This is a genomic window from Halopseudomonas bauzanensis, from assembly GCF_900114735.1.
GTDB lineage: Bacteria > Pseudomonadota > Gammaproteobacteria > Pseudomonadales > Pseudomonadaceae > Halopseudomonas > Halopseudomonas bauzanensis.
The window spans coordinates 248,525-274,457 of sequence record NZ_FOUA01000002.1 but is presented as its reverse complement, the minus strand read 5'-3'; the positions used below and the strand labels follow the sequence as shown (position 1 = coordinate 274,457).

Sequence of the window (25,933 nt, the reverse complement as noted above, 5' to 3'; positions counted from 1 at the left end):
AGGATAGTGGAAAAGCTGACAACCATACCACGACGGACAAGCATGTGCCGCCGTGGCGGATGAAGGGATCACTTGATGAAACGCACCTGGCTGTTGATCTTCTCGATGATCGAGCCTTTGCGCTCATTGAAACGCGCCTTGTTCTGCTCGAACAGGTTATTGCCCTTGGTATCGATGGAGATGATAAGCGGGCCGAATTCGCGGACCCGATTCACCCACAGGGTTTCCGGCATGCCGAGATCCTGCCATTCGGCCCGCTCGATCTCTTCCACCTTGGTGGCAGCCAATACCGCGCAGCCGCCGGGGAAAACCGCATGCACCGCCTTGTTCTCCAGGCAGCCGGCGGTGGTTTCCGGACCCATACCGCCCTTGCCAATGATCAGCTTGACGCCGGTTTGCTCGATGAATTCCTTCTCGAACTTTTCCATGCGCATGCTGGTGGTTGGGCCAATGGAAACCATCTCGAAACTGCCGTCATCTTTCTTGCGGACGATTGGCCCAGCATGGAAGATCGCCCCACCTTGCAGGTCAACCGGCAACTGCTGCTTGAGTTCGATCAGGCGACGGTGGGCTACATCGCGACAGGTCACCAATTGTCCCGTCAGGTAAACGATGTCACCGACGTTCAGGCTCTCGAGGTCTTCATCCTTGATCGGAGTGGAAAGGGTCTTGATCACAGTACTACTCCTTCATGCGAGAGGATGTCATAGGACAGGTCGGCATTGATGCGGATCTTGCCGCGACGATGCGCCCAGCAGCCGGTTGAAACGGCTACGCCGATAGTCGACGGGTGCCGTGCGGAAGATTCGATATTCACCCCCATCACGCTGGTGTTACCCGTCAGGCCCTGCGGGCCGATACCAATCTCGTTCAGCCCTTCCTCGAGCAGCTTTTCCATCAGTGCCGCATTCGCGTTGGGATGTTCGGAGTCCACCGGACGCAGAATCGCCCGTTTGGACAACCGTGCGGCAGTCTCCACCGAGGTGGAAACACCCACCCCCACCAGCAGCGGCGGGCAGGCATTGACCCCCCGCGAGGTAATCACATCGAAGACGAACTCGGTCACCCCTTCATAGCCCTGTCCAGGCATCAGCACCTTGGCCGACCCCGGCAGAGTGCAACCGCCACCGGCCATGTAGACGTCGATCACGGCGTAATCGGCATCCGGGATGATTTCCCAATCCAGCCATGGAATCTTCGAGCCGGTATTGGTGCCCGTATTCTTCTCATCGAAGGTTTCCACAGCGTTGTGGCGCAACGGCCCCAGGCGGGTGGCATCCAGCGTGGCGTTCTCCAGAATACCTTCGAGTTCACCAAGCAGCGGAAACCGGGAGCCGGCCGAAATGAAGTACTGGATGACCCCGGTATCCTGACAGCTCGGGCGATCCAACCGGTCTGCGGCCTCCTGGTTCTCGGCCATCGAATCGAAGATTTCGATAGCCAGCGAGTTGGTTTCTGCAGCGCGCAACTTGGCGGTCTTTTCCTTGACGTCGGTTGGCAGCCTCTTACCGATATAGGCTGTGAACTTGCCTAAAACATCGGTAAGAGACTGGACAGCTACCTGGTTATCCATTGTCGTTCTCCTCACAAGGCGGGTTAGTCTGCGGCATACCGATGCCGCACATTGTTGTAGGAATGGGCGTGGGAGTACGGTAAGGTTTTCCAAGAAGGTTTGTAATACAATGAAAATCACTTCATTGTTTCCTGCAGGTTATCTATGAACCAGGTGTCGGAACTGGCGTTCTTCATCCAGCTGAATAAACTGGGCAGCCTTGCGGCTACTGCGCGCGAGCTCAACCTGACGCCACCGGCGGTGTCCAAACGACTGGCAAGGTTGGAGCAGCGGCTCGGCGTGCGCCTGCTCAATCGCACCACGCGCAGCATCAGTCTGACTGCCGAGGGCGAGCTCTATCTGACCAATGCCCAGCGCCTGTTGGGTGAAATCGAGGAAATGGAGCGCCAGGTATCCAGCAGCCGAGCGGAACCCAAGGGGCTATTGCGGGTAAATGCGCCGTTGGGTTTCGGGCGCACCCATATCAGTCCGGCGATCTCCTCGTTCGTGAAACGCTACCCCGAAGTCGAGGTGCAACTGCATCTGACCGACCGGCCGATCAACCTGCCGGATAACGCCATCGATGTGGCGGTCCGCTTCGGCGAGTTGCCGGATTCCCGATTGATTGCCCGCAAGATCGCAGTGAATCGCCGCCGTTTGTGCGCGGCGCCGGTTTACCTGGAAGCCTTTGGTCATCCCGACACGCCTGATGACCTGTCCCGGCACAATTGCATCGTGCTGCGCCAGAACGATTCGGCTTTCGGTATATGGCGGCTGAGCAAAGGCAAGCAGACCGAGTCGATAAAGGTGCACGGCAGTCTCAGCACCAATGACGGCGAAGTGGCCTTGAACTGGGCACTGGATGGCCACGGCATCCTCATGCGGGCTGAGTGGAATGTGGCCAGTTATCTGCGCACCGGGCAGTTGGTAGAGGTATTGGGGGATTACGAAACGCCACCGGCGGACATCTACGCCGTCTATCTGGAACGCCTCAACCTGTCGGCCAAGGTATCGTTCTTCATCCAGCATCTACGCGATTTCTTCCGCGACAATATCGACCGTCCGCATGACAGCCTGGCGGCGTGGCGGTAGTACCTTCTGTCAGAGCAGAAGAATTCCCAGCAGCTATTCCGAATGTCAGGCTCTCCGGAATCAGGTTACACCGATTGGTCCAACCTGATTCCGGAGACAGTCAATCTATTGATGTTACAGCGCCTGAAACTCTCTATTGTCGCCCTCTTCCGCCGCAGTGGTCTCCATCGGAGGGGCCTGGACGTTCCCAGATTGCTCTGGCACATCCACGTGAGGCAATTGCAGAGCCTGGCTGGTGTGACGGCGGATCTCATTGGTCAGCGCCGGGCTGTCGTTGAGAGTGCGCCCGTAGGAGGGAATGATGGCGTTCAGGCGGTCTTTCCAGCCAGCGGCCATCTGTTCCGGGAAGACCTTGGCCAGCACGTTCAGGATGATCGGCGGCGAGGTGGATGCGCCTGGCGAGGCGCCTAGCAGGGCGGCGATGGTGCCATCGGCGTCACTGACCACCTCGGTGCCGAACTGCAGGGTCGCGCCCTTCTGGGAGTCAAGCTTGATTATCTGCACACGCTGCCCGGCGGTAACCAGCTTCCAGTCCTCGGGGTTGGCCTCGGGGAAGTACTTGAGCAGTTCGGCATGACGATCTGCATCGCTCAGGCTGGCTTGCTGCACCAGGTATTTGACCAGATCCAGATTCTGCCTGCCGACACTCAGCATGCCAGCGAAGTTGTTGTGGTTGACCGAGGAGAACAGGTCAAACCAGGAGCCGTCCTTGAGAAACTTGGTGCTCTGCAGCGCGAATGGCCCGAACAGCATCACCGGCTTGCCATCCAGCTTGCGCGCGTCCAGGTGCGGTACTGACATCGGCGGCGAACCGGCTTCGGCCTTGCCGTAGGCTTTCACCTCATGACGAGCGGTGATTTCGGGTGATTCGAAGGCCAGGAACTGGCCACCCACCGGAAAACCTCCATAGTTGCGCGATTCGGGAATACCGGACAATTGCAACAGTTTCAATGCCGCTCCACCGGCACCGATGAAGACGAAGCGCGACTTGATGGTGCGCTCCGTGTCAGCCTTGAGATCATGGACGGTGACGTTCCAGGTCTTGTCATCATTCTGATCCAGACCACGCACTTCATGATTCAATTCCAGCTGGAAATTGGGGTTGCGCTGCAGCGACTCGGTCAGCTGGCTGGTGATCACCCCGAAATTGACGTCGGTACCCAACGGCATGTAGGTCGCTGCTACTTTCTGAGCAGGATCGCGACCTTCCATCACCAGCGGTGCCCATTGGCTGATCTGCTCGGGGTCTTCGGAATACTCCATGCCGTAGAACAACGGATTCTTGATCATCGCCGCATGGCGCTTGCGCAAGAACTCGATGTTGTCATCACCCCAGACGAAACTCATGTGCGGAGTCGGATTGATGAAGTCGGAAGGCGTGGACAGGCGTCCCTGCTCGACCTGGTGGGCCCAGAACTGGCGTGAGATTTCGAACTGCTCGGCTGTGTTAACCGCCCGGCTGGTTTCAATGCTGCCATCTTCCCGCTCGGGAGTGTAGTTCAGTTCGGCAAAACCAGCGTGACCGGTGCCGGCGTTGTTCCAGCCGTTGGAGCTTTCCAGCGCCACGGCGTCCATGCGTTCGAACAGGTGCACGTTCCAGTCCGGCGCCAATTCCTGCAGATAGGTCGCCAGAGTCACACTCATGATCCCACCACCGATCAGCACCACATCCACCGGCTCTTCGTTCTCCGCCGGGGGTGCAGCACGCTGGTACAGCGGCCAATAGAGAAAGAGGGCAAGTATCACGGCCAGTGACACACTGATAGCAAGCAAGGTTTTGATAAGTTTTTTCATGTTCTCCGGACGCTCTCTGTCGACCTGGTCATTTATGGGAAGATATTTCCGTTCATTATAGGCTTGCACAGAGGAGCCATGGTCACTTTCCAGTAGAGCCTGGTGCAGAATGACATCGCACCATCCATCCGTACCCCCCGCCCACCGCTGTTACTCACTCACCATAGCCAGTACAATGCGCCGCCGCTTTACCGCGACGCCCATTCTCTTTCTGCAGGACTGACCTTTGATCTCCACCGCCAACATCACCATGCAGTTCGGCGCCAAGCCGCTGTTCGAAAACGTTTCCGTCAAGTTCGGCAATGGCAACCGCTACGGCCTGATCGGCGCCAATGGCTGCGGCAAGTCGACCTTCATGAAGATCCTCGGCGGTGATCTGGAACCCTCCGGCGGTCAGGTGATGCTGGAGCAGAATGTGCGCCTGGGCAAGCTGCGTCAGGATCAGTTCGCCTATGAGAACGACAGCGTGATCGATACGGTGATCATGGGCCATGAGCAGCTGTGGAAAGTGAAGGCCGAGCGCGACCGTATCTATTCCCTGCCGGAAATGAGCGAGGCCGATGGCATGGCGGTGGCCGAGCTGGAGACCGAGTTCGCCGAGCTGGACGGTTATACCGCCGAGTCCCGCGCCGGTGAACTGTTGCTGGGTCTGGGCATTCCGCTGGAACAGCATTTCGGCCCGATGAGCGAAGTCGCCCCCGGCTGGAAGCTGCGCGTGCTGCTGGCCCAGGCGCTGTTTTCCGATCCCGATGTGCTGCTGCTGGACGAGCCGACCAACCATCTGGATATCAACACCATCCGCTGGCTGGAAGACATTCTCACGGCCCGCAGCAGCACCATGATCATCATTTCCCACGACCGCCACTTCCTCAACAGCGTGTGTACGCACATGGCGGATCTGGATTACGGCGAGCTGCGCCTGTTCCCCGGCAACTACGATGAGTACATGACCGCCGCCACCCAGGCGCGGGAACGCCTGCTGTCGGACAACGCCAAGAAGAAGGCGCAGATTGCCGAGCTGCAGACCTTCGTCAGCCGCTTCTCGGCCAACGCCTCCAAGGCCAAGCAGGCTACCAGCCGCGCCAAGCAGATCGACAAGATCCAGCTGGACGAGGTCAAGCCGTCGAGCCGGATCAGCCCGTTCATCCGCTTCGACCAGCACAAGAAACTGCACCGCCAGGCAGTGACTCTGGAACAGGTCAGCCAGGGTTTTGATGGCGAGGCATTGTTCAAGAACCTCAGCCTGCAGATCGAAGCCGGTGAGCGGGTCGCCATCATTGGTCCCAACGGGATCGGCAAGACCACGTTGCTGCGCACCCTGGTCGGTGAAATGGCGCCCCAGGCAGGGGCAGTGAAGTGGGCCGAGAGTGCCGATGTGGGCTATTTCGCCCAGGACCACATGGAAGACTTCCGCGACGATTACACCCTGTTCGACTGGATGGCCCAGTGGACCCAGGGCGGCGAACAGCTGGTGCGCGGCACGCTCGGGCGCATGCTGTTTTCCAATGACGACATCCTGAAATCGGTGAAGGTGATTTCCGGTGGTGAACAGGGCCGCATGCTGTTCGGCAAGCTGATCCTGCAGAAGGCCAACGTGATGATCATGGACGAGCCGACCAACCACCTGGACATGGAATCCATCGAGGCGCTGAACCTGGCGCTGGAAAACTTCCCCGGCACGCTGATCTTCGTCAGCCATGACCGCGAATTCGTCAGCTCGCTGGCCACCCGTATCATCGAGCTGTCGGAATCCGGCATCAAGGACTTCTCCGGCAGCTACGACGATTATCTGCGCAGCCAGGGCGTGCTGGTCTGAGCCAACAGCTCAGGCACCGCCCCTGACCGGCCGGGTCCATCCCGGCCAACGGGTTAAAAGGCTCTGCTTACGGTACCAGCGTACCGGTTGCCTGCAGATAAACCTGTCCCTTTTCCTTTACGACCTCGGGCTTGCCGGTTTCCGAGGCGATATGCACCTCTTCCAGCACCTCGGCGGTTTCCACCAGGTCCGCCTGGATTTTCTGCAGGGCATTTTCCAGGGTGTAGGTCAGCATGTGTACTTCATGCATCTCCATCGCTGTCAGCTCATCCTTCGCCAGCAAGGCTTCCAGTTTCGCGTTGTACTCGCGCATGTTGGTGACCGCCTGCTGCAGGGTTTCCGCGGGCTCACCCTTGGCATGGGCGGTACGCGTTGCCGAATCGCCGGCCCAGCCGGCCGCGCTCAGGCTGAGGGCGATGATCCCGGCGAATAGGCGAAATGAAGTCTGCATGATTGATCCTCCTGGAAAGGCCCGACATGGGCGGTTCAGCAGGACAGTACTATTGATGATAATCAGTCGCAATTGATAATTTATTCCATCACTGCGGCAGAGCGACGCAGCGCCGGGTCCTTCATGGGCTCGCTGCCGCCGGGCAGCTGTCCCGAAATTGCAGCGTAACCGTCATCAATCGGTCATCCCGAAGGTCGCAAGATGGGCTCGCCCATATCATGTTCAATGCTCCGGGAGGCGACAGCATGGCTTTCGTTCCAGACTTTGCAGGTGAATCCGTCAAGAGCGTGCGCAACGAGCGCCGACGGCAGGAAGACAAGCGGCGTATGGCCTATCGCCGGGCGATCGAGGATTATCGCGAAGCCCAGGCATTGAATGCCCAACTGCGCGACTTTCCGGAACTGATGAGCCATCATGACCACGGCGTGCTGCCCCGGCCCACGCTCTGATCCGGATACCGGACGCCTGCATCGGATGCTCGACGCCAGCGTCCAAACCGCAGACCTGACTTCAGGGCGGGGCTCTTTACCAGCGCTGCAAACGTGCATAATGCAGCGATGGACCAGACTTCGCATACCCCGGCAACCAGGACTCCGCATCGCCCGCGCTGGCGCAGCTTGGCGTTGCTGGCGCTGCTGCTGGTGCCGCTGTTATGGCCGGTGCAGCACCTGGCCGAGCGCTACTACCGCGGCGTACTGATCGAACAGAATCGCCAGACCCTCGATCTGTACATCGCCAACCTGCTCGGCACCCTGCGTCGCTTCGAGGTATTGCCGCAGATCCTCGGTGACCTGCCGGATCTGCGTAGCGCCATGCATGCCCCTACCGATAGCGCGATACTGCAGCAGGCCAACCAGTTGCTGGCGCAGATCCGCGAGCAGACCGGTGCCGATGTGATCTACCTGCTGAACCCCAAGGGCCATACCCTGGCTGCCTCCAACTGGGACCAGCCCGATAGCTTCGTCGGCGGCAACTTCGACTTCCGCCCGTACTTTCGCGAGGCTCTGTCCGGCCAGCTGGGACAGTTCTTCGGCCTCGGCACCACCTCCGGCAAGCGCGGCTACTACTTCGCCTATGCCATGCATGAACAGGAGCGCAAGATCGGTGTGCTGGTGGTCAAGGTCGATCTCGACCATACCGAAACCCTGTGGGGCAACACCCCCGAGCAATTGATGGTTACCGACAGCAATGGCGTGGTCATCCTCACCTCGCGCCCCGAGTGGAGATTCCATGCCACCCGCCCGTTGAGCGACGAGGAACGTGCCAATATTGCCGCCAACCAGCCCTATCCGACCCTGTCGCCACGACCATTGCCGTTCGATCCGGGTGCCTGGCTGGTGCAGAGCAGTCACCTGCCGGAAACCGAGTGGACGGTCAGTATCATGGCGCCTCGACTGCTGCTCGATCGCCCGGTGCGCACCGCCCTGGCGGTGGGCGGCGCCACCCTGCTGGTGTTGCTGCTGCTATTCAGCCTGTTGATACTGCGCCGCCGCCACTATCTCGAGCGCATCGCTCTGGACGCCCGCGCCCGCGCCGAACTGGAGCAGCGTGTGCTGGAACGCACCCTCGACCTGGAGCAACTCAACGACCGGCTCAAGCAGGAAGTGCTGGAACGCGAACAGGCCCAGCAGGGATTGGTGCGCGCCCAGGACGAGCTGGTGCAGGCCGGCAAGCTGTCGGCATTGGGAACCATGAGCGCCAGCATCAGCCACGAACTCAATCAGCCGCTGGCGGCGATCCGCAGCTATGCCGAGAACGCCGCCACCCTGCTCGACCATCAGCGCACCGATGATGCCCGTACCAACCTCGGCTTGATCAGCGAGCTGACCGGGCGCATGGCGTCGATCATCGCCCACCTGCGCGCCTTCGCCCGCCGTGATCGCCATGCCCCGGCACGGGTCGCCCTGCAACCGGCACTGGACGACACCATGGCGCTGCTGGCCAAACGCCGCCGGGAGCTGGATGTGGAGCTGAGCCGTGACCTGCCGGAGGCGACCATCTGGGTCCAGGCCGGCGAGACACGCCTGCGCCAGGTACTCGGCAACCTGCTCGCCAATGCCCTCGACGCCTTGAGCGAGAAAGCCCCGCCGCGGCGCATCTGGATCAGCACCGAGCAGCATGGTGAGTACATCCACCTGCTGCTGCGCGACAACGGCCCCGGTTTTTCCGATGATGCCCTGGAGCACGCCCGCGAGCCGTTCTTCACCACCAAGACCAGCGCCCAGGGCCTCGGCCTCGGCCTGTCCATCTGCGATACCCTGATGCGCGCCCTGGGCGGCGAACTGCTGCTGGCCAATCATCCGGACGGCGGCGCGCTGCTGACCCTGCGCCTGCGCCTGGCCAGCCCGGGCGTCAATCTCCAGCCCACCGAGGATTTCTGATCATGACCAGCGATAACAGTATCGGTAACCATATCCAGGTGGTGCTGATCGACGATGACGCCCATCTGCGCCAGGCGCTCAGCCAGACCCTCGACCTGGCCGGGCTCAAGGTCCTCAGCCTTGGCGACGCCAATGGCCTGGCTACGCGTATTCCGCATGACTGGCCGGGTGTGCTGGTCAGCGATATCCGCATGCCCGGCCTCGACGGCCTGCAATTGCTGCAACAGCTGCATGAGCAGGACGCCGAACTGCCAGTGCTGCTGATCACCGGCCACGGCGACGTCCCCCTGGCGGTCCAGGCCATGCGCGCCGGTGCCTACGACTTTCTGGAAAAGCCCTTCGCCAACGACACCCTGCTCGACAGCGTGCGCCGTGCCCTGGCTGTGCGCCAACTGGTGCTGGACAACCGCAGCCTGCGCCTGGCGCTGGCTGACCGCCAGGAACTGGCTGGCCGGCTGATCGGCCAGTCACCGGCCATGCGCCGCCTGCATGAACAGATAGGTGCCCTCGCCGGCATCAACAGCGATGTGCTGATCCTCGGCGAGACTGGCACCGGCAAGGAAGTGGTCGCCCGCGCCCTGCATGACCTGTCCAGCCGCCGTAACGGTCCCTTTGTCGCCATCAATGCCGGCGCCCTGGCCGAGTCGGTGGTGGAAAGCGAGCTGTTCGGTCACGAGCCGGGGGCTTTTACCGGCGCTTCGAGGCGCCGTATCGGCAAGTTCGAATTCGCCAACGGCGGCACCCTGTTTCTCGATGAGATCGAGAGCATGAGCCTGGAGGTGCAGGTCAAGCTGCTGCGCCTGTTGCAGGAACGGGTGGTCGAGCGCCTGGGCGGCAACCAGTCGATTGCGCTGGATATCCGCGTGATTGCCGCCACCAAGGAAGACTTGCGCCAGGCCGCCGACCAGGGCCGCTTCCGAGCCGACCTGTATTACCGGCTGAATGTCGCCCCCCTGCGTATTCCACCGCTGCGCGAGCGCGGCGAAGATCCGTTGCTGCTGTTCCAGCATTTCGCCATGGGCGCCAGCAGCCGCCATGGCCTGCCCACCCGCGAGTTACCGGCCGGCCAGCGCGCCATGCTGCTACGTCATGCCTGGCCGGGCAACGTGCGCGAGCTGCAGAACGCCGCTGAACGCTTCGCCCTGGGCCTGGACCTTGAACTGGAACCGGGTCAGGAGGGCCTGACCGACAGCGCCGCACTGAGTGGCAACCTGGGCGTCCAGGTCGAGGCCTTCGAGCGCGCCCTGATCGCCGCCGAACTGGATCATCCACACAATTCCCTGCGCAGCCTCGCCGAGGCCCTCGGCATCCCGCGCAAAACACTGCACGACAAACTGCGCAAGCACGGACTGAGCTTCACACCGGTTGGCGGAAGCTCGCCAGAAGACCTCGACTGACCGGCGGGTTTCCGCCAAACAGCTCGGGCTCCACAGCCTCCGGTACCGCCCCAAGCAACCTCCTCGCAACACGCCAGGCCTGATGCCATCTGGTCTGGCGGCCTTCTACCAAGCTTTCCCACACCACTGATAGCAGACTGGCATGGCCCTTGCTCTTAGCTTTGACAGGGCGCCTGAACCAACCTCGTTCGCCCTCAACGGTTCGGTGCTACGGCGCCTGACCAGTAAAACTAAAAACAAGAGGAAGCACTCACATGTTCAAACTGACTGCCAAGGCGCTGGCTTGCGCCCTGACGCTGAGTCTGGCTGGCCTGGTCCAGGCCGATCCGATCGCCATCAAGTTCTCCCACGTGGTTGCCGAGCACACCCCCAAAGGCCAAGGCGCACTGCTGTTCAAGAAGCTGGTCGAAGAGCGCCTGCCCGGTCAGGTGACCGTTCAGGTCTACCCGAACTCCTCGCTGTTCGGTGATGGCAAGGAAATGGAAGCGCTGCTGCTCGGCGACGTGCACATCATCGCCCCGTCGCTGGCCAAGTTCGAGCACTACACCAAGCAGATCCAGATCTTCGACCTGCCGTTCCTGTTCGATGACATCGAGGCCGTCGACCGCTTCCAGCAAAGCCCGGAAGGCCTGGCACTGCTGACCTCCATGGCGGACAAGGGCATTACCGGCCTCGGCTACTGGCACAACGGCATGAAGCAGCTGTCTGCCAACAAGGCGCTGCATGAGCCCAAGGATGCCCGTGGCCTGAAGTTCCGCGTGCAGGCTTCCGCCGTGCTCGACGAGCAGTTCAAGGCGTTGCGCGCCGCACCGCGCAAGATGAGCTTCGCCGAGGTCTACCAGGGCCTGCAGACCGGTGTGGTCAACGGTGCCGAGAACCCCTACTCGAACATCTACAGCCAGAAGATGCACGAAGTGCAGGAATACATCACCGAGTCCAACCACGGCGTGCTGGACTACATGGTGATTACCAACACCAAGTTCTGGGATGGTCTGCCTGAAGATATCCGCAATGAACTGACCGCGATCCTCGCCGAAGTCACAGTGGCGGTGAACAAACAGGCCGAGGAGCTGAACCAGCGTGACAAGCAGCGCATTCTCGATGCCGGCACCACCGAGATCATCAACCTGACCCCCGAGCAACGTGAACAATGGCGCGACGCCATGCGCCCGGTGTGGGAGAAGTTCGAAGACGAGATCGGCGCCGAGCTGATCCAGGCCGCTGGACGGTCCAACCAGGCCGACTGAAGCCGGTCGGGCGGCGCTGCGTCACTGCACGCAGCGCCGCAGCCCCACCCGGGGCTTACTCACTCTCCCATTGACCGTTCCCCTGACGGAGACCCTGCATGAACCCTGTCGCTCGTGCCTGGAACCATTTGGAGGAGGCCCTGGTGTTCATCCTGTTATCGGGAATGACGCTGGTCACCTTCCTCTACGTGGTACTCAACAACCTCTATTCGGTGTTCTATTCACTCGCCGATACGATTCCCCTTGCCGAGGATGCATTGTTCTCGATCGGCGATAGCATCCTCTTCCTGGCCCAGGAAATGACCTGGAGCATCGCCCTGTCCAAAGCCATGTTCGGCTGGCTGATCTTCGTCGGCCTGGCCTGGGGCGTGCGTATCGGCGCCCACATCGGTGTCGATCTGCTGGTACGCAATTTCAGCCTGCGGGCGCAGAAGGGCGTCGCCCTGCTTGCCGTCGGCATCTGTCTCGCCTATTGCGCGTTGATGGCCTACTCCAGTGAGGAATGGGTCGCCGCGCTGCTGCGCGCCGGCATCGGAGCCGAAGACCTCGATCGCTTCGGCATCATGCAGTGGCATATCGTGATGATCGTCCCCATCGGCTTCAGCCTCATGTTCCTGCGCTTCCTTCAGGTGTTCGTGCGCATCCTGCGCAACCAGCAATTGGGCCTGGGCGGCCACGGCGAAGCCGAGGATGCCCTGAAACTCGCCACAGCAAACACGGCCGAGGAGGCTAAACAATGACCATTGCCTTCCTGTTCCTTGCCCTGTTCGCGCTGATGTTCATCGGTATCCCGGTGGCGATCTCCCTCGGTCTGTCCGGGGCCATGACCATTCTGATGTTCAGCAACGACTCGGTGCGCTCGCTGGCCATCAAGCTGTTCGAAAGCAGCGAACACTACACCCTGATGGCGATTCCGTTCTTCCTCCTGGCGGGCGCCTTCATGACCACTGGCGGCGTGGCCCATCGCCTGATCGACTTTGCCAATGCCTGTGTCGGCCACATCAAGGGCGGCCTGGCCATTGCCGCGATTCTGGCGTGCATGTTGTTCGCCGCATTGAGTGGTTCCTCGCCGGCCACCGTGGCCGCCGTGGGCTCCATCGTCATCGCCGGTATGGTGCGCTCCGGCTACAAGCAGGACTTCGCCGCCGGTATCGTCTGTAACGCCGGTACCCTGGGCATCCTGATCCCGCCATCCATCGTCATGGTGGTGTATGCCACTGCTACCGAGACCTCGGTCGGCAAGTTGTTCATGGCCGGTGTGGTGCCAGGCCTGCTACTCGGCCTGTTCCTGATGGCAGCCATCTACATTCTTGCCCACATCAAGGACATGCCGGCGCTTCCGCGCGCCTCCTTCCAGGAAGTGCTGCGCACCGGCCGTCGCGCCATCTGGGGCCTGCTGTTGATCGTGATCATCCTCGGGGGCATCTACTCGGGCATGTTCACACCCACCGAGGCCGCCGCAGTCGCAGCGATCTATGCAGCCTTCGTGGCGATCTTTATCCATCGCGACATGACTTTCCGCCAGTGTCCCGGGACGGTGATCGAAGCCGCCAAGCTCAGTGTGGTGCTGATGTTCATCATCGCCAATGCCATGCTCTTCGCCCACGTACTGACCACCGAGCAGATCCCGCAGTCGATCACCGCGTGGGTGGTGGCACAGGGCTTCAGCCCCATCGAGTTCCTCATCGTGGTCAATATCGTACTGCTGGTCGCGGGGACCTTTATGGAACCGTCGGCGATCATCCTGATCCTGGCGCCGATCCTGTTCCCGATCGCCACACAGTTGGGCATCGACCCGATCCACCTAGGCATCATCATGGTGGTGAACATGGAGATCGGCCTGATCACGCCACCGACCGGGCTTAACCTGTTCGTCACCTCGGCGGTTACCGGCATGCCGCTGACCCGCACCATCAGGGCGGTGTCGCCGTGGCTGCTGATGATGCTGGTGTTCCTGATATTGGTTACCTACGTGCCATTCATATCCCTGGCACTGCCCGAATGGTTGGGCATGTAGGACAGGTACGCTCTGCGTCAAGCACTTGCCCGGCCTCAGCGCCGGGCTTTTTTATCTGCCAACTGCCAGAAGCGCGCCAGATCGGTCGCCCGTGCGGACAGTTCCGCCGCCGCATCGCGGCAGGCCTGCTCCAGGCTGATCGGACCCGGTGTGAGGCTGAAGGCGGCATCGATGCCCGCTTCGTACAGCCGCTGATAACCCTCACCAAGGCTACCGGCCAGCGCGATTACCGGTACCCCGGCGGCCTGGGCAACGCGCGCTACACCCACTGGGGTCTTGCCGTGCAGACTCTGGCCGTCCAGCCGACCTTCGCCGGTAATGGCCAGATCAGCACCCTGCATGGCCGCGGCCAGCCCCGACAATTCCGCCACCAGCTCAATGCCTGGCCGGAAGCCGGCACCCAGTACCGCACAGGCGGCAAAACCCAGACCGCCGGCCGCACCAACACCCGGCACGTTGCGCACATCCTCGCCCAGGGCAGCGGCCATGACATCGGCATAATGCTCCAGCGCCCGGTCCAGTTGCTCCACTTGCGCGGGATTGGCGCCCTTCTGCGGACCGAATACATGGGAAGCGCCGCGCGGGCCGCACAGCGGGTTATCCACATCCGCGGCCACCAGTACTTCGACAGCCGCCAGACGCGGATCCAGGCCATCCAGCTCGATGCGCTGCAGGTCGATCAGCGCCGCGCCGCCTGGTGCCAGTGGCTCGCCAGCGGCATCCAGCAACCGTACTCCCAACGCCTGCAGGACCCCGGCACCGCCGTCATTGGTGGCGCTGCCGCCGATACCCAGAATGATGCGCCGGGCACCGGCATCCAGCGCCGCCAATATCAATTCACCGGTGCCGTAGCTGGTGGTGATACGGGCATCACGCTGGGCCGGTTCGACCCAGTGCAGGCCACTGGCGGCCGCCATTTCGATCACCGCCTGACCATCTTCCAGCCAGCCCCAGTGGGCCTGCACCGGCTGGCCGAGCGGGCCGCGCACAGTCAGCTCGCGCCGCTCGCCCCCGCTGGCAGCCAATACCGCATCCACCGTGCCTTCGCCGCCATCGGCCATGGGACACAGGCGGATATCCGCGTCGGGGTAGACTGTCTGCCAGCCCCGGGCAATGGCGCTGGCCACATCCTCGGCGCTGAGGCTTTCCTTGAACGAGTCGGGAGCGATTACCAGCTTCATCACAGCAGCACCAGGCTGAACAGCCACACGGTAATGATGCCGACAATACCCTGGACCAGCGTGGCCATGGTTTGCGCCTGGTAAGCGGTCGCTACCTTCATGCGACTGAACTGAGTAACCACCCAGAAGAAGCTGTCATTGGCGTGGGAAACGGTCATCGCACCGGCACCGATCGCCATGACCGTCAGTACCCGACCCATCTCGCTGTCCAGCCCCAGCTGACCGAGCAGCGGCGCAACCAAGGCCGAGGTGGTGACCAGGGAAACGGTACTGGAACCCTGCGCGGTCTTGAGACCAGCGGCTACCAGGAACGGCATGAACAGGCCGATGCCCAAGGTCGACAGGGTCTGGCCCAGATAATCCCCCAGCGGCGTGGCGCTGAGCATGGTACCGAAGGCGCCACCGGCACCAGTGATCAGCAGGATCGGGGCCGCAGCCACCAACCCTTCGGTAACACGGTCATGCAGCTCCTGACGCTTGTTATCCGACTTGAGCAGGGTACAGGCCAACGCCAGGCCAATCGCCAGCGCGAAGATCGGCTGACCGAGGAAGGTACCCAGCGTATACAGTGCACCTTCGCCCACCGGGCGTGCCGGCAGATTGACCACCGTGCCCAGACAGATCAGGACAATCGGCACGAAGATGGGAGCAAAGGCCTTTACCGGGCTCGGCAGTTCACCGTAGCTGTCGCGCATCGCCTGGTAATCGTTGCTGTCCATGATCGGCGCGCCATCGTCTTCCAGTTCGATGTCCTTGCCGATAAAGCGATTGGCCCACAGCATACCGGCCATGGCAGTGATGAACGCCACCACCAGACCGACCAGGATCACCAGCCCGAGATTGGACTCCAGACCCAGGTTACCGGCTGCAGCAATCGGGCCGGGGGTGGGCGGTACGAAGGTATGGGTCGCGTACAGGCCGGTGGCCAGGGCCACACTCATCGCCACTACCGATACCTTCATCCGCGCGGCCAGGGCATTTTTCAACGAGTTGAGAATAACGTAGCCAGAGTCACAGAATACGGGAATCGATACCAGATAACCGATGATCGATACCGTTAGCGTCGGGAAACGCTCTCCAAGCAAGCGAATCACCGTTTCCGCCATGGTGATGGCGGCGCCGCTGCGCTCGAGGATCACCCCGATGATGGTGCCGAACACGATGACGATACCGATGTAACCGAGTATGCCGCCGAAGCCGCGGGTGATGTGCCCGGCGATCTCCAGGACCGGCAATTGGTAGGCGAAGCCGGCCAACAGCGCGGCTCCGAGCAGGGCCAGGAAGGGATGCAGTTTGAATCGCGTTGTCGCCAGGACGATAAAGACAATCAGTGCGATCAGAATCAGGACCAGACCCATTATCGTGTTTCCTATCTATGTGTTTGAAGTGGCAGTGCCTCGGCGGAATTAACAACTCCCCAGCCAAGGCGCGCCATTATTGGACATTTAGCCGCTACTGGACAGGCTTTGAATCATTCAAGCATGCCGCCTCGATACTGTCAGCCTTCGGCTTTCACCGCTGGTCGATCAGCTAAAGGGCTCCGCCAGCTGTTTGATCAAGGCCCGTTCCTCCCGCAAGAAGGCCAGGAAGGCTTCAGCCACCGGGCTCAGGCGCTTACCCCGGGCATGCACTGCACACCAGCTGCGAAACAGTGGCAGGTCGGTGAAATCCAGGCGCGCCAATTGGCCATTACGCAACCAGGGTGCGGCGCTATGCGCCGAGACCAAGCCGATACCCAGCCCGGCGATCGCCGATTGCACCACCGTTTCCCCCGAGCCCATCTGCATTACCCGCTGCAGATGCACCCGTTTCTGCTGGAAAAACTCGTCGCAGGCCTTGCGGACCCCCGAGCCGATTTCGCGCACCAGTACCATCTGCGACTCCAGCTCGGCCAGGCCAAGCTGCTGCCGCGCGGCCAGCGGATGATCCGGCGCCGCCACGGCGATCACCGGGTTGTTCAGGAACGGGAAGAAATCCAGCGCCCGATCCGCCGGTACCATCCCCACCAGCACCACATCATCGAGGTTGTCACGCAAACGGCGAATCACCTCCGCACGGGTGCTGACTTCCAGCCGGAAGCTCACCTCCGGGTGACGCTGGCGGAAGGCCGCCAGCAGGTGCGGGGTCAGATACTGGATGCTGCTCGCCACCGCCAGCCGCAACTCGCCATGCAGGGTGCCCTGCAGTGCGGACAGCTGCATGTCGAGGATTTCCAGCCGATTGAAGATATCGCCGCTGGCGGCCAGCAGGATGGTGGCGGCGTCGGTCAGATAGAGCTTGCGGCCCACGTATTCGAACAGCGGCTGCCCGACCAGCTCTTCCAGCTGGCGCATCTGCAGACTCACCGCCGGCTGGGTCAGCGCCATCTCCTCGGCCGTTCGGCTATAGGACAAGGTGGCACACAGACTGCGGAATACCTGGAGCTGGCGCAGTGTTATCCGGTGCAATTCTTTGCGCATCGAACCTCTCCGCTGATGTTGGATAGGCAATATATTAGTAATTACTTATAAGTAATCCAACAAATACTCATTTTTAATCATTCATGCTGCGGTTGTATGTTGAGTTCACCCCCGATCACCCAACAGAGGAAAGGGATGTGATCAAGAAAATCCTGATTGCCAACCGTGGCGAGATTGCTGTCCGCATCGTCCGCGCCTGCGCGGAAATGGGCATTCGCTCGGTGGCCATCCATTCGGATGCGGACCGCTATGCGCTGCATGTCAAACGCGCCGATGAGTCCTATAACGTCGGCAGCGACCCCCTGGCCGGCTACCTGAACGCCCGGCAACTGGTCAACCTGGCGGTCGAGACCGGCTGCGATGCACTGCACCCCGGCTACGGCTTCCTGTCGGAAAATGCCGAACTGGCGCGCATTTGCAGCGAACGGGGGATCAAATTTATCGGTCCCTCGGCCGAGGTGATCGCCCGCATGGGTGACAAGACCGAAGCGCGGCGCAGCATGATTGCCGCTGGAGTGCCGGTAACCCCGGGCACCGAGGGCAACCTGAAGGATTTGCAGGAAGCGCTGAGCGAGGCGGACCGGGTCGGCTATCCGGTGATGCTCAAGGCCACTTCGGGTGGCGGCGGGCGTGGCATCCGCCGTTGCAACAGCAAGGAAGAGCTGGAGCAGGCCTGGCCGCGGGTGATATCCGAAGCGACCAAGGCTTTCGGCAGCGCCGATGTGTTTCTGGAAAAATGCATCGTCAATCCCAAGCACATCGAAGCCCAGGTGCTGGCTGACAGCTTCGGCAACACCGTGCACTTGTACGAACGTGACTGCTCGATCCAGCGCCGCAACCAGAAGCTGATCGAGATCGCCCCCAGCCCGCAGCTGACGCCCGAGCAGCGCGCCTATATCGGTGACCTGGCAGTGCGTGCGGCCCAGGCAGTGGGTTACGAGAACGCCGGTACCGTGGAATTTCTGCTGGCGGACAATGAAGTCTATTTCATGGAGATGAACACTCGGGTGCAGGTGGAACACACCATCACCGAGCAGATCACCGGGATCGACATCGTCCGCGAGCAGATCCGCATCGCCTCCGGCCTGCCCCTGTCAGTCAAGCAGGAAGATATCGAGCACCGCGGCTACGCCATCCAGTTTCGTATCAACGCCGAGGACCCGAAGAACGACTTTCTTCCCTCCTTCGGCAAGATCACCCGCTATTACGCACCGGGTGGCCCGGGTGTACGGGTGGATACGGCGATCTACACCGGTTACACCATTCCGCCCTACTACGATTCGATGTGCCTGAAGCTGATCGTCTGGGCGAATAACTGGGAAGACGCCATGGATCGGGGTTACCGGGCACTGGATGACATGCACCTGCATGGGGTCAAGACCACCGAGCTGTATTATCAACAGATCCTCAAGAATCCGGATTTCCGCAGCGGCGTCTTCAATACCAGCTTTGTCGACACCCATCCGGAGCTGACCAACTACTCGACCAAGAACAAACCCGAAGCCCTGGCCCTGGCCATCGCCGGCGCCATCGCCGCTTACGCCGGACTTTGATTTTGTGCCGCAAGCCAGACGCTTGCCGCCGATGAGGAATGCACCATGAGCAAGAAACGCATCAACGTTACCGATACCATTCTGCGCGATGCCCACCAGTCGCTGCTGGCCACGCGCATGCGCACCGAAGATATGCTGCCGATCTGTCCGAAACTGGACCAGGTAGGCTACTGGTCGCTGGAAGTCTGGGGCGGCGCCACCTTCGACGCCTGTGTGCGCTTCCTCAAGGAAGACCCTTGGGAACGCCTGCGCCAGCTGCGCACCGCGCTGCCCAATACCCGTTTGCAGATGCTGCTGCGCGGTCAGAACCTGCTCGGCTACCGCCACTACAGCGATGACGTGGTCCGCGCCTTCGTCGCCAAGGCCGCGGTCAATGGCATCGATGTGTTCCGCATCTTCGATGCGATGAACGATGTGCGTAACCTGCGTACCGCCATCTCCGCCGTCAAGGCCGCGGGCAAGCATGCCCAGGGCACCATCTGCTATACCACCAGCCCGGTGCATACGGTTGAGCTGTTCGTCGAGCAGGCCAAGACCCTGGAAGCCATGGGTGTTGACTCCCTGGCGGTGAAAGACATGGCCGGTCTGCTGACCCCGTTCGCCACTGGCGAACTGGTCGAAGCGCTAAAAGCGGCTACCAGCCTGCCGGTGTTCATTCATTCCCATGACACCGCCGGCCTGGCTGCCATGTGTCAGCTCAAGGCCATCGAGTGCGGTGCGGACAATATCGATACCGCCATCGGCTCCATGGCCTGGGGTACCAGCCATCCAGGTACCGAATCCATGGTCGCGGCGCTCAAGGGCACACCCTATGACACCGGCCTGGATCTGGAGCTGATTCAGGAAATCAGCATGTACTTCATGGAAGTACGCAAGAAATACCACCAGTTCGAAAGCCCCTTCACCGGTGTGGATACCCGGGTGCAGATCAACCAGGTACCGGGCGGCATGATGTCCAACCTGGCCAACCAATTGAAGGAACAGGGCGCGCTGAATCGTATTCAGGACGTATTCGATGAAATCCCGCGGGTGCGCGCCGACCTCGGTTACCCACCACTGGTGACACCGACGTCGCAGATCGTGGGCACTCAGGCGGTATTCAACGTGCTGGCCGGCGAGCGCTACAAGACCATTACCAATGAGGTGAAACTGTACCTGCAGGGTCGCTACGGTCAGGCGCCCGGCACCATCAACCCGGATGTGCAGGTGCGAGCCATCGGTGACGAGAGCGTGATCGACGTGCGCCCGGCGGATCTGCTGAAGCCGGAAATGGATCGCCTGCGCAATGAAATCGGCAGCCTGGCGAAAAGCGAAGAAGACGTGCTGACCTTCGCCATGTTCCCCGATATTGGGCGCAAGTTCCTTGAAGAACGCGCCGCCGGCACCCTGGAACCGGAAGTGCTGCTGCCGATTCCGGATGGTGACAACAAACCGCTTGCCGCCGAAGGCGTGGCGACCGAGTTCATGATTGACGTGCACGGTGAAAGTTACCGTATCGATATCACCGGTGTGGGCGTCAAAGGGGACGGCACTCGCCATTTCTACCTGAGCGTGGATGGCATGCCTGAAGAAGTTGTCCTCGAAGAACTCAATCAATTCGTCGGCGGCGCTGGCGGCAAAGCCCGTCAACACGCCACCAAACCGGGCCATGTCACCACCAGCATGCCTGGCAATATCGTCGATGTGCTGGTGGCCGAAGGCGACAAGGTCAAGGCCGGCCAGGCGGTGCTGATCAGCGAAGCGATGAAGATGGAAAGCGAGATCCAGGCGGCAATCGACGGCACCGTCAAGGCCGTGCATGTAGCCAAGGGTGATCGCGTCAACCCAGGTGAGATATTGATCGAGATCGAGGCCTGAGCATAGCGGGGGGCCGGCAGGCTCCCCGCTCATACCGAACCAGCGAGCGTAAGCCATGCCCTACAAAAAACTGAAAAATGCTGATGATGACAATGCCCTGCAACAGATCATTGACGGCTACATGCACTTCCATGAAGAGGTGTACCCCCAGCAGGAAGAGCTGTTCAGAAAACTCGCTTTTGAGCAGACGCCCAAGGCGATGTTCATCACCTGCGCCGATTCGCGCGTGGTGCCCGAACTGATCACCCAGAGTTCGCCCGGTGATCTGTTCGTCACCCGTAACGTCGGCAACGTCGTCCCCCCCTACGGTCAGATGATGGGTGGCGTTTCCACCGCCATCGAATATGCCGTGGTCGCCCTCGGCGTCAAGCACATCATCATCTGCGGTCACTCCGATTGCGGTGCCATGAAAGCCGTGCTGGAGCCCTCCCAGCTGAAAGGCATGCCCACGGTAAAAGCCTGGCTGCAACATTCGGAAGTGGCCAAGATCGTGGTCCAGGAAAACTGTGGCTGCGCCGATCACACTACCCTCGGCATCCTCACCGAGGAAAACGTGGTTGCCCAACTCGGTCACCTGGCCACCCATCCTTCGGTCGCTTCACGCCTGGCCCGCGGCGATCTGTTCATCCACGGTTGGGTGTACGATATCGAAACCAGCCAGATCCGCGCCTACGATACCGAAAAAGGCGAGTTCCGCCGGATCGGTGATGGTCCGCTGCCGATGGCGACACCACGCCCGCGTTACTGACGAACGTCGGCTGGTCCGTCGCCCGCTTTGGGTTATAATCGCGGATCATGGCCACCTGGCCTGTATTCTTTTCGAGCCACGCCTATGCGTGGCTTTGTTTTTCGTCATCAAGAGGCACGACAATGACCGCACTGGTTGGCGTGATCATGGGCTCCAAGTCCGACTGGTCTACCATGAGCCACACGGCAGACATGCTGGAGCAGCTGGGTATCCCCTACGAAGTGAAGGTGGTATCTGCGCACCGCACCCCCGATCTGCTGTTCGACTATGCCGAACAGGCCGCCGGGCGCGGCATCGAGGTGATTATCGCTGGCGCGGGTGGCGCTGCGCACCTGCCTGGCATGTGTGCGGCCAAGACTCACCTGCCGGTACTCGGCGTGCCGGTGCAGTCGTCAATGCTATCGGGCGTCGACTCGCTGCTATCGATCGTGCAGATGCCAGCTGGCGTGCCCGTAGCTACTTTGGCCATCGGCAAGGCCGGGGCGGTCAACGCAGCGCTGCTGTCAGCAAGTATTCTGGGTGGCCGCCATCCGCAATATCATCAGGCCTTGCAGGATTTCCGTAGCCGGCAGACCGATACCGTGCTGGATAATCCGGACCCACGTCAGGTTTGAGGAAGCAATCATGAAAATCGGCATCATCGGTGGTGGTCAACTCGGACGCATGCTGGCTCTGGCGGGTACGCCACTGGGTCAGCAGTTCGCCTTTCTCGACCCGGCATCGGACGCCTGCGCCGCCGCCCTGGGCGAGCATCTCTGCGCAGCCTATGACGATCGCGAGCAACTGCGCCAGTTGGCCGAAGATGCCGACGTGGTGACCTTCGAATTCGAGAGCGTGCCGGCGGAAACCGTGGCCTTTCTCGAGCAACATGTGCCGGTATTCCCCAATGCAGAGTCGCTGCGCATCGCCCGCGATCGCTGGTTCGAGAAGTCCATGTTCCGGGAACTGGGCATCCCCACGCCCGAGTTTGCGGATATCCAGTGCCAGGCTGATCTGAATAATGCTGTGCAGAATATCGGCCTGCCCGCCGTGCTGAAGACCCGCACTCTGGGGTATGACGGCAAGGGTCAGAAACTGTTGCGCCAACCGGAAGATGTCATCGACGCCTTCGCCGAACTGGGCAGCGTGCCCTGCATTCTGGAAGGCTTCGTGCCTTTTACCGGTGAAGTCTCGCTGGTCGCCGTGCGCAGCCGCGATGGCGATACCCGCTGCTACCCGCTGGTGCACAACACCCACGAGCAAGGCATTCTGCGACTGTCGGTGGCCAGCACCGAGCACCCCTTGCAGGCCCAGGCGGAGAACTACGCCGGGCGCGTGCTGGACAAGCTGAATTACGTCGGCGTGCTGGCCTTCGAGTTCTTCGAGGTGGATGGTGGCCTGAAGGCCAACGAGATCGCCCCGCGGGTGCATAACTCCGGTCACTGGACTATCGAAGGGGCCGAATGTAGTCAGTTCGAGAACCATCTGCGGGCCATTGCCGGCCTGCCGTTGGGTTCCACCGCCAAGGTGGGTGAAAGCGCCATGCTCAACTTCATCGGCGAGGTACCGGCAGTGGCCAAGGTCACCGCCATTCCCGACTGCCACCTGCATCACTATGGCAAAGAGTTCAAGCCCGGACGCAAGGTCGGTCATGCCACCCTGCGCTGCACCGATGCTGCCGTGTTGCAGTCACGTATCGCCGAGGTCCAGGCCCTGATCGATTGATCCGGGCCTGTTATCGGGAGGTCCTCATGCGGCATCTGTTAATCACCTTGGCGTTGCTTTTCCCCATTCTGGCAATGGCTGCTCCACGCACCGTGGACTGGCTGGACCTGCTGCCCGAGGAAGATTATCAGGCCATGCTCGACATGCCCGAGATCAGCCATGATTGGGGCACCGAGGCTCCCGGCGATTTCTCCAACAGTCTGCGCTCATCCGATCGCAACCTGCCCGAAGTGATGTATTCCACCCGTGTAGTCGGGGAAATGGACGGTCAGCATATCGAGCTGGGCGGCTACCCGGTCCCGCTGGAAACCGATGAGCAGGGCCGCTACATCAGCTTCTTCCTGGTGCCCTATCCCGGCGCCTGCATTCACGTCCCGCCACCGCCGCCGAACCAGATCATCCTGGTCGAGTACCCAAGCGGTCTCGCCATCCAGGATATCTACCAGCCGCTGTTGCTCACCGGCACTCTGCAGGTAGCCCAGACCAGCAATGAATTAGCCGATGCCAGTTACCGGATGCGCGCCGACAAGGTAGTCAGTTACCCCGGCGGATAACCCTGGCTTTGCGCTATCGCCCACACGGGTGAGCGCTCTGGAACGGGCATTCCGTTAAGCTCACGGCCCTCAGCTAAGCATGCAACGGAGGCAGGATGGGGCTTTTCACAGGGGTGGTGATACTGGTATTGCTGGCAGGTTGGTTTACCCACAGCTGGTTGCTCGACCGGCCTGTCCCGCAACGGCAGGCAGTGCCCATGGAGGCAGATATCTATCGCGTCGGTGAGGCCTTCATTGCCCGCCGCCGTAGCCAGAACCCGGTATCTTCCGTGGTGGTCATGCATGGCTTTCTGGAAAACCCGTTGTACTTCACCCGTTATTACCAAGACCCCAGTATTGAGCTGATCATGCTCACCAGCGCGGGCTATCACCTGCCGTTGCAGACCCCGGTGTTCCAGCAACCCCCGTGGAAAGCCACTCCCGCACTGGCCACCGGCACCATTGTCGGTGATGCACAGGTGCTCAATCTGGCATTGGAGCATCTGGTCACCACGAACACTGTGCGCGTACACGGACATTCTCGCGGCGGCGCTGTGGTGCTGGAAGCCGCGCGTCAGCGGCCTGAGCTATTCGAACCGGTCGAGGTGATCCTGGAAGCGCCGGTCCTGCCTCAAGGGCAGCTCTACCAACCGACATCAAAAATAGTCCATTGGCTGATGCCGCTGGTTCATCTACTATGGCAACACAAGCCAGCCGGGATTCTGCGCAGCCCCATCTGGGGGCCGCTGGATGACAGCTTCAAGCGCGAGCTGATCCTGGCCATGCCGTTCAACCCACGGCGCAGCCGGGTGTTGATGACCAATACCAGGGATATCGCTGACTGGATGACCAATACCGGGCCGGATATCTATCGTCACGTCAGACGTGGCGCGGTGCTGGTACCGGGCCGGGATCGTGTCTTGCAGAGCGAGGCCATGCTGGACAGCGCCCGGCAGGCTGAAAACCTGCAGATCATCGAAGTGCCTGACGGCAGCCACTTCGTTTTGCTGGACAATCCTGAGGCAATACCGCCCTTGATCCGGAACTGACGATGTCCTATAGCTTCGAGCCGATTGGTGTTATGCACTCCTGTTTCGCCGAGAAGTTCGCCATTCCCCGCCAACCGCAGTTGGCCCCCGCCGCGCGGGGTATGCTCGAACTCTTCGCGCCCTATGACAAACCCGAAGCAGTAGCCGGACTGGAAGGTGTTAGCCACCTCTGGCTACTGTTCGTGTTCCATGCCGCCGCCTCGGGCGAACAGCATGTGCGGGTGCGGCCGCCCCGCTTGGGTGGCAACAAGCGCATCGGGGTATTTGCCAGCCGCTCCACCCATAGACCCAATCCCATCGGTCAATCCGTAGTCAGGCTGGAAGGCATCGAGCCGGGACGGCTGTTGGTGTCCGGCATCGATCTGCTGGATGGCACGCCGATCCTGGATATCAAACCCTATGTGCCCTATGCCGATGCCCTCGGTGACGCCCGCAATTCGCTGGCCGAATCCGCCCCGGCCCAGCTGCTGGTGGAGTGGTCCGCACCAGCCCTGCTGCAGGCCCGCGAGCAGGCGCAGCGGCTGCAGCAGCCGGTTCAGGAACTGATCGAACAATGCCTGGCACAGGACCCCAAGCCCGCCTATCAGCGGCCGGATGCGGACCGCGAGTATGGGGTACGCTTCTGGGATATCAATGTCCGCTGGCATTATCCACAGGCGGATCGCATTCGCGTACTGGCCGTGGAGCCCGTGGCATGATCGATCTCGGACATGTAGCACTGATGATGCTGGCTGCCGGCATCGGCGCCTGGATCTGGCGGGGCCTGGGATTGCGGGATCAGGCGCTACGCCTGGTACGTCAGCATTGCGTACGGACCAATGTGCAACTGCTGGACGAAAGCATTGCGCTCAATCGCCTGCGCCTTGGGCGTGGGCGTCATGGCCGGCCGGGACTGATTCGCCGGTACGGTTTCGAGTTCACCGTGACCGGCGAACGGCGCTATCCCGGCTTTATTGAAATGCATGGTGGGATGCTGCTGAAGATCGAACTGGCTCCGCATCCCTTTCCCGGCGAAGGACCTGGACCGGACGATCCGCCACGCCGAGACAACGTGCATTATTTACAGTAACGGTTATCAAAACCCGCTTCCCATATTCCTTTT

24 protein-coding genes are annotated in these 25,933 nt (G+C 61.2%); 17 read left to right on the top strand and 7 right to left on the bottom strand.

Translation table 11 applies throughout. From position 1 onward, the window contains the following. Positions 1-68: 68 nt before the first annotated feature. Positions 69-677 (bottom strand): L(+)-tartrate dehydratase subunit beta, encoded by a 609-nt coding sequence (gene ttdB / locus BM267_RS07665; RefSeq protein WP_036991672.1) that lies wholly within the window; start codon positions 675-677, stop codon positions 69-71. Continuing rightward, entirely contained in the window at positions 674-1,573 is a 900-nt protein-coding gene (gene ttdA, locus BM267_RS07660; RefSeq protein WP_074778976.1) for a L(+)-tartrate dehydratase subunit alpha, read from the bottom strand. The genes ttdB and ttdA overlap by 4 nt, the downstream gene beginning before the upstream one ends. Before the next feature lie 144 nt (positions 1,574-1,717). On the opposite strand from ttdA, the gene BM267_RS07655 reads away from it, so the two are divergent. Beyond that, positions 1,718-2,644, top strand: coding sequence for a LysR family transcriptional regulator (locus BM267_RS07655; protein WP_036991670.1), 927 nt, complete (start codon positions 1,718-1,720; stop codon positions 2,642-2,644). A gap of 114 nt (positions 2,645-2,758) precedes the next feature. On the opposite strand, the gene mqo is transcribed toward BM267_RS07655, so the two are convergent. Next, complete coding sequence (mqo, locus tag BM267_RS07650; RefSeq protein ID WP_074778978.1) at positions 2,759-4,438, bottom strand: malate dehydrogenase (quinone); 1,680 nt, start codon at positions 4,436-4,438, stop codon at positions 2,759-2,761. A gap of 226 nt (positions 4,439-4,664) precedes the next feature. On the opposite strand from mqo, the gene BM267_RS07645 reads away from it, so the two are divergent. Then, the gene (locus BM267_RS07645; protein ID WP_074778980.1) at positions 4,665-6,254 is read left to right on the top strand and encodes an ABC-F family ATPase; all 1,590 of its coding nucleotides are present in this window, start codon (positions 4,665-4,667) and stop codon (positions 6,252-6,254) included. A 67-nt stretch (positions 6,255-6,321) separates the two neighbouring features. Here the strand turns inward: BM267_RS07645 and BM267_RS07640 are convergent, their stop codons facing one another. Next, positions 6,322-6,705 (bottom strand): DUF6746 family protein, encoded by a 384-nt coding sequence (locus tag BM267_RS07640; RefSeq protein WP_074778982.1) that lies wholly within the window; start codon positions 6,703-6,705, stop codon positions 6,322-6,324. Between the two features lie 245 nt (positions 6,706-6,950). Between BM267_RS07640 and BM267_RS07635 the strand changes: the two genes are divergently transcribed. From BM267_RS07635 to BM267_RS07610, 6 genes are all read left to right on the top strand, one after another. Beyond that, positions 6,951-7,154 (top strand): PA3496 family putative envelope integrity protein, encoded by a 204-nt coding sequence (locus BM267_RS07635; RefSeq protein ID WP_136868586.1) that lies wholly within the window; start codon positions 6,951-6,953, stop codon positions 7,152-7,154. A gap of 108 nt (positions 7,155-7,262) precedes the next feature. Continuing rightward, positions 7,263-9,086, top strand: coding sequence for a sensor histidine kinase (locus BM267_RS07630; protein ID WP_074778984.1), 1,824 nt, complete (start codon positions 7,263-7,265; stop codon positions 9,084-9,086). 2 nt (positions 9,087-9,088) lie between these two features. Further along, positions 9,089-10,483 carry a sigma-54-dependent transcriptional regulator gene (locus BM267_RS07625; protein WP_074778986.1) on the top strand — a complete coding sequence of 465 codons (1,395 nt, stop codon included), beginning with the start codon at positions 9,089-9,091 and terminating at the stop codon, positions 10,481-10,483. Between the two features lie 254 nt (positions 10,484-10,737). After that, on the top strand, positions 10,738-11,730 hold the full coding sequence (dctP, locus tag BM267_RS07620; RefSeq protein WP_074778988.1) for a C4-dicarboxylate TRAP substrate-binding protein DctP: 993 nt from the start codon (positions 10,738-10,740) through the stop codon (positions 11,728-11,730). Positions 11,731-11,828: 98 nt separating this feature from the next. Continuing rightward, positions 11,829-12,470: a TRAP transporter small permease gene (locus BM267_RS07615; RefSeq protein ID WP_074778990.1), complete on the top strand. Its 642-nt coding sequence runs from the start codon at positions 11,829-11,831 to the stop codon at positions 12,468-12,470. Then, positions 12,467-13,747, top strand: a complete 1,281-nt coding sequence (locus BM267_RS07610; protein WP_074778992.1) for a TRAP transporter large permease — start codon at positions 12,467-12,469, stop codon at positions 13,745-13,747. The genes BM267_RS07615 and BM267_RS07610 overlap by 4 nt, the downstream gene beginning before the upstream one ends. A gap of 35 nt (positions 13,748-13,782) precedes the next feature. Here BM267_RS07610 and BM267_RS07605 read toward each other — a convergent pair whose 3' ends face one another. The 3 genes from BM267_RS07605 to BM267_RS07595 all read right to left on the bottom strand — a co-directional run bounded on the left by BM267_RS07605 (position 13,783) and on the right by BM267_RS07595 (position 17,387). Next, positions 13,783-14,928 carry a glycerate kinase gene (locus BM267_RS07605; protein ID WP_074778994.1) on the bottom strand — a complete coding sequence of 382 codons (1,146 nt, stop codon included), beginning with the start codon at positions 14,926-14,928 and terminating at the stop codon, positions 13,783-13,785. Then, entirely contained in the window at positions 14,928-16,286 is a 1,359-nt protein-coding gene (locus tag BM267_RS07600) for a GntP family permease (protein ID WP_036991653.1), read from the bottom strand. Before BM267_RS07600 ends, BM267_RS07605 begins: the two co-directional genes overlap by 1 nt. 168 nt (positions 16,287-16,454) lie before the next feature. After that, positions 16,455-17,387 (bottom strand): LysR family transcriptional regulator, encoded by a 933-nt coding sequence (locus tag BM267_RS07595; RefSeq protein ID WP_074778996.1) that lies wholly within the window; start codon positions 17,385-17,387, stop codon positions 16,455-16,457. A 137-nt stretch (positions 17,388-17,524) separates the two neighbouring features. Here BM267_RS07595 and BM267_RS07590 point away from each other — a divergent pair, with 137 nt between their 5' ends. The 9 genes from BM267_RS07590 (at position 17,525) to BM267_RS07550 (ending at position 25,900) form a co-directional block, all read left to right on the top strand. Then, entirely contained in the window at positions 17,525-18,940 is a 1,416-nt protein-coding gene (locus BM267_RS07590) for an acetyl-CoA carboxylase biotin carboxylase subunit (protein ID WP_074778998.1), read from the top strand. 45 nt (positions 18,941-18,985) lie between these two features. Next, the gene (gene oadA, locus BM267_RS07585) at positions 18,986-20,797 is read left to right on the top strand and encodes a sodium-extruding oxaloacetate decarboxylase subunit alpha (RefSeq protein ID WP_074779000.1); all 1,812 of its coding nucleotides are present in this window, start codon (positions 18,986-18,988) and stop codon (positions 20,795-20,797) included. 121 nt (positions 20,798-20,918) lie between these two features. Next, positions 20,919-21,545, top strand: coding sequence for a carbonic anhydrase (locus BM267_RS07580; protein WP_407920272.1), 627 nt, complete (start codon positions 20,919-20,921; stop codon positions 21,543-21,545). 122 nt (positions 21,546-21,667) lie between these two features. Then, a complete protein-coding gene (gene purE, locus BM267_RS07575; protein WP_036991646.1) occupies positions 21,668-22,159 on the top strand; it encodes a 5-(carboxyamino)imidazole ribonucleotide mutase in 492 nt (163 codons plus the stop codon). 10 nt (positions 22,160-22,169) lie between these two features. Then, entirely contained in the window at positions 22,170-23,249 is a 1,080-nt protein-coding gene (locus tag BM267_RS07570) for a 5-(carboxyamino)imidazole ribonucleotide synthase (protein ID WP_036991644.1), read from the top strand. 26 nt (positions 23,250-23,275) lie between these two features. Next, complete coding sequence (locus BM267_RS07565) at positions 23,276-23,803, top strand: DUF3299 domain-containing protein (protein WP_074779002.1); 528 nt, start codon at positions 23,276-23,278, stop codon at positions 23,801-23,803. A 95-nt stretch (positions 23,804-23,898) separates the two neighbouring features. Next, positions 23,899-24,831 (top strand): alpha/beta hydrolase, encoded by a 933-nt coding sequence (locus BM267_RS07560; protein ID WP_074779003.1) that lies wholly within the window; start codon positions 23,899-23,901, stop codon positions 24,829-24,831. A 2-nt stretch (positions 24,832-24,833) separates the two neighbouring features. Further along, on the top strand, positions 24,834-25,529 hold the full coding sequence (gene tsaA, locus BM267_RS07555; RefSeq protein WP_036991637.1) for a tRNA (N6-threonylcarbamoyladenosine(37)-N6)-methyltransferase TrmO: 696 nt from the start codon (positions 24,834-24,836) through the stop codon (positions 25,527-25,529). After that, entirely contained in the window at positions 25,526-25,900 is a 375-nt protein-coding gene (locus BM267_RS07550) for a DUF3301 domain-containing protein (RefSeq protein ID WP_036991636.1), read from the top strand. Before tsaA ends, BM267_RS07550 begins: the two co-directional genes overlap by 4 nt. Positions 25,901-25,933 lie beyond the last annotated feature (33 nt).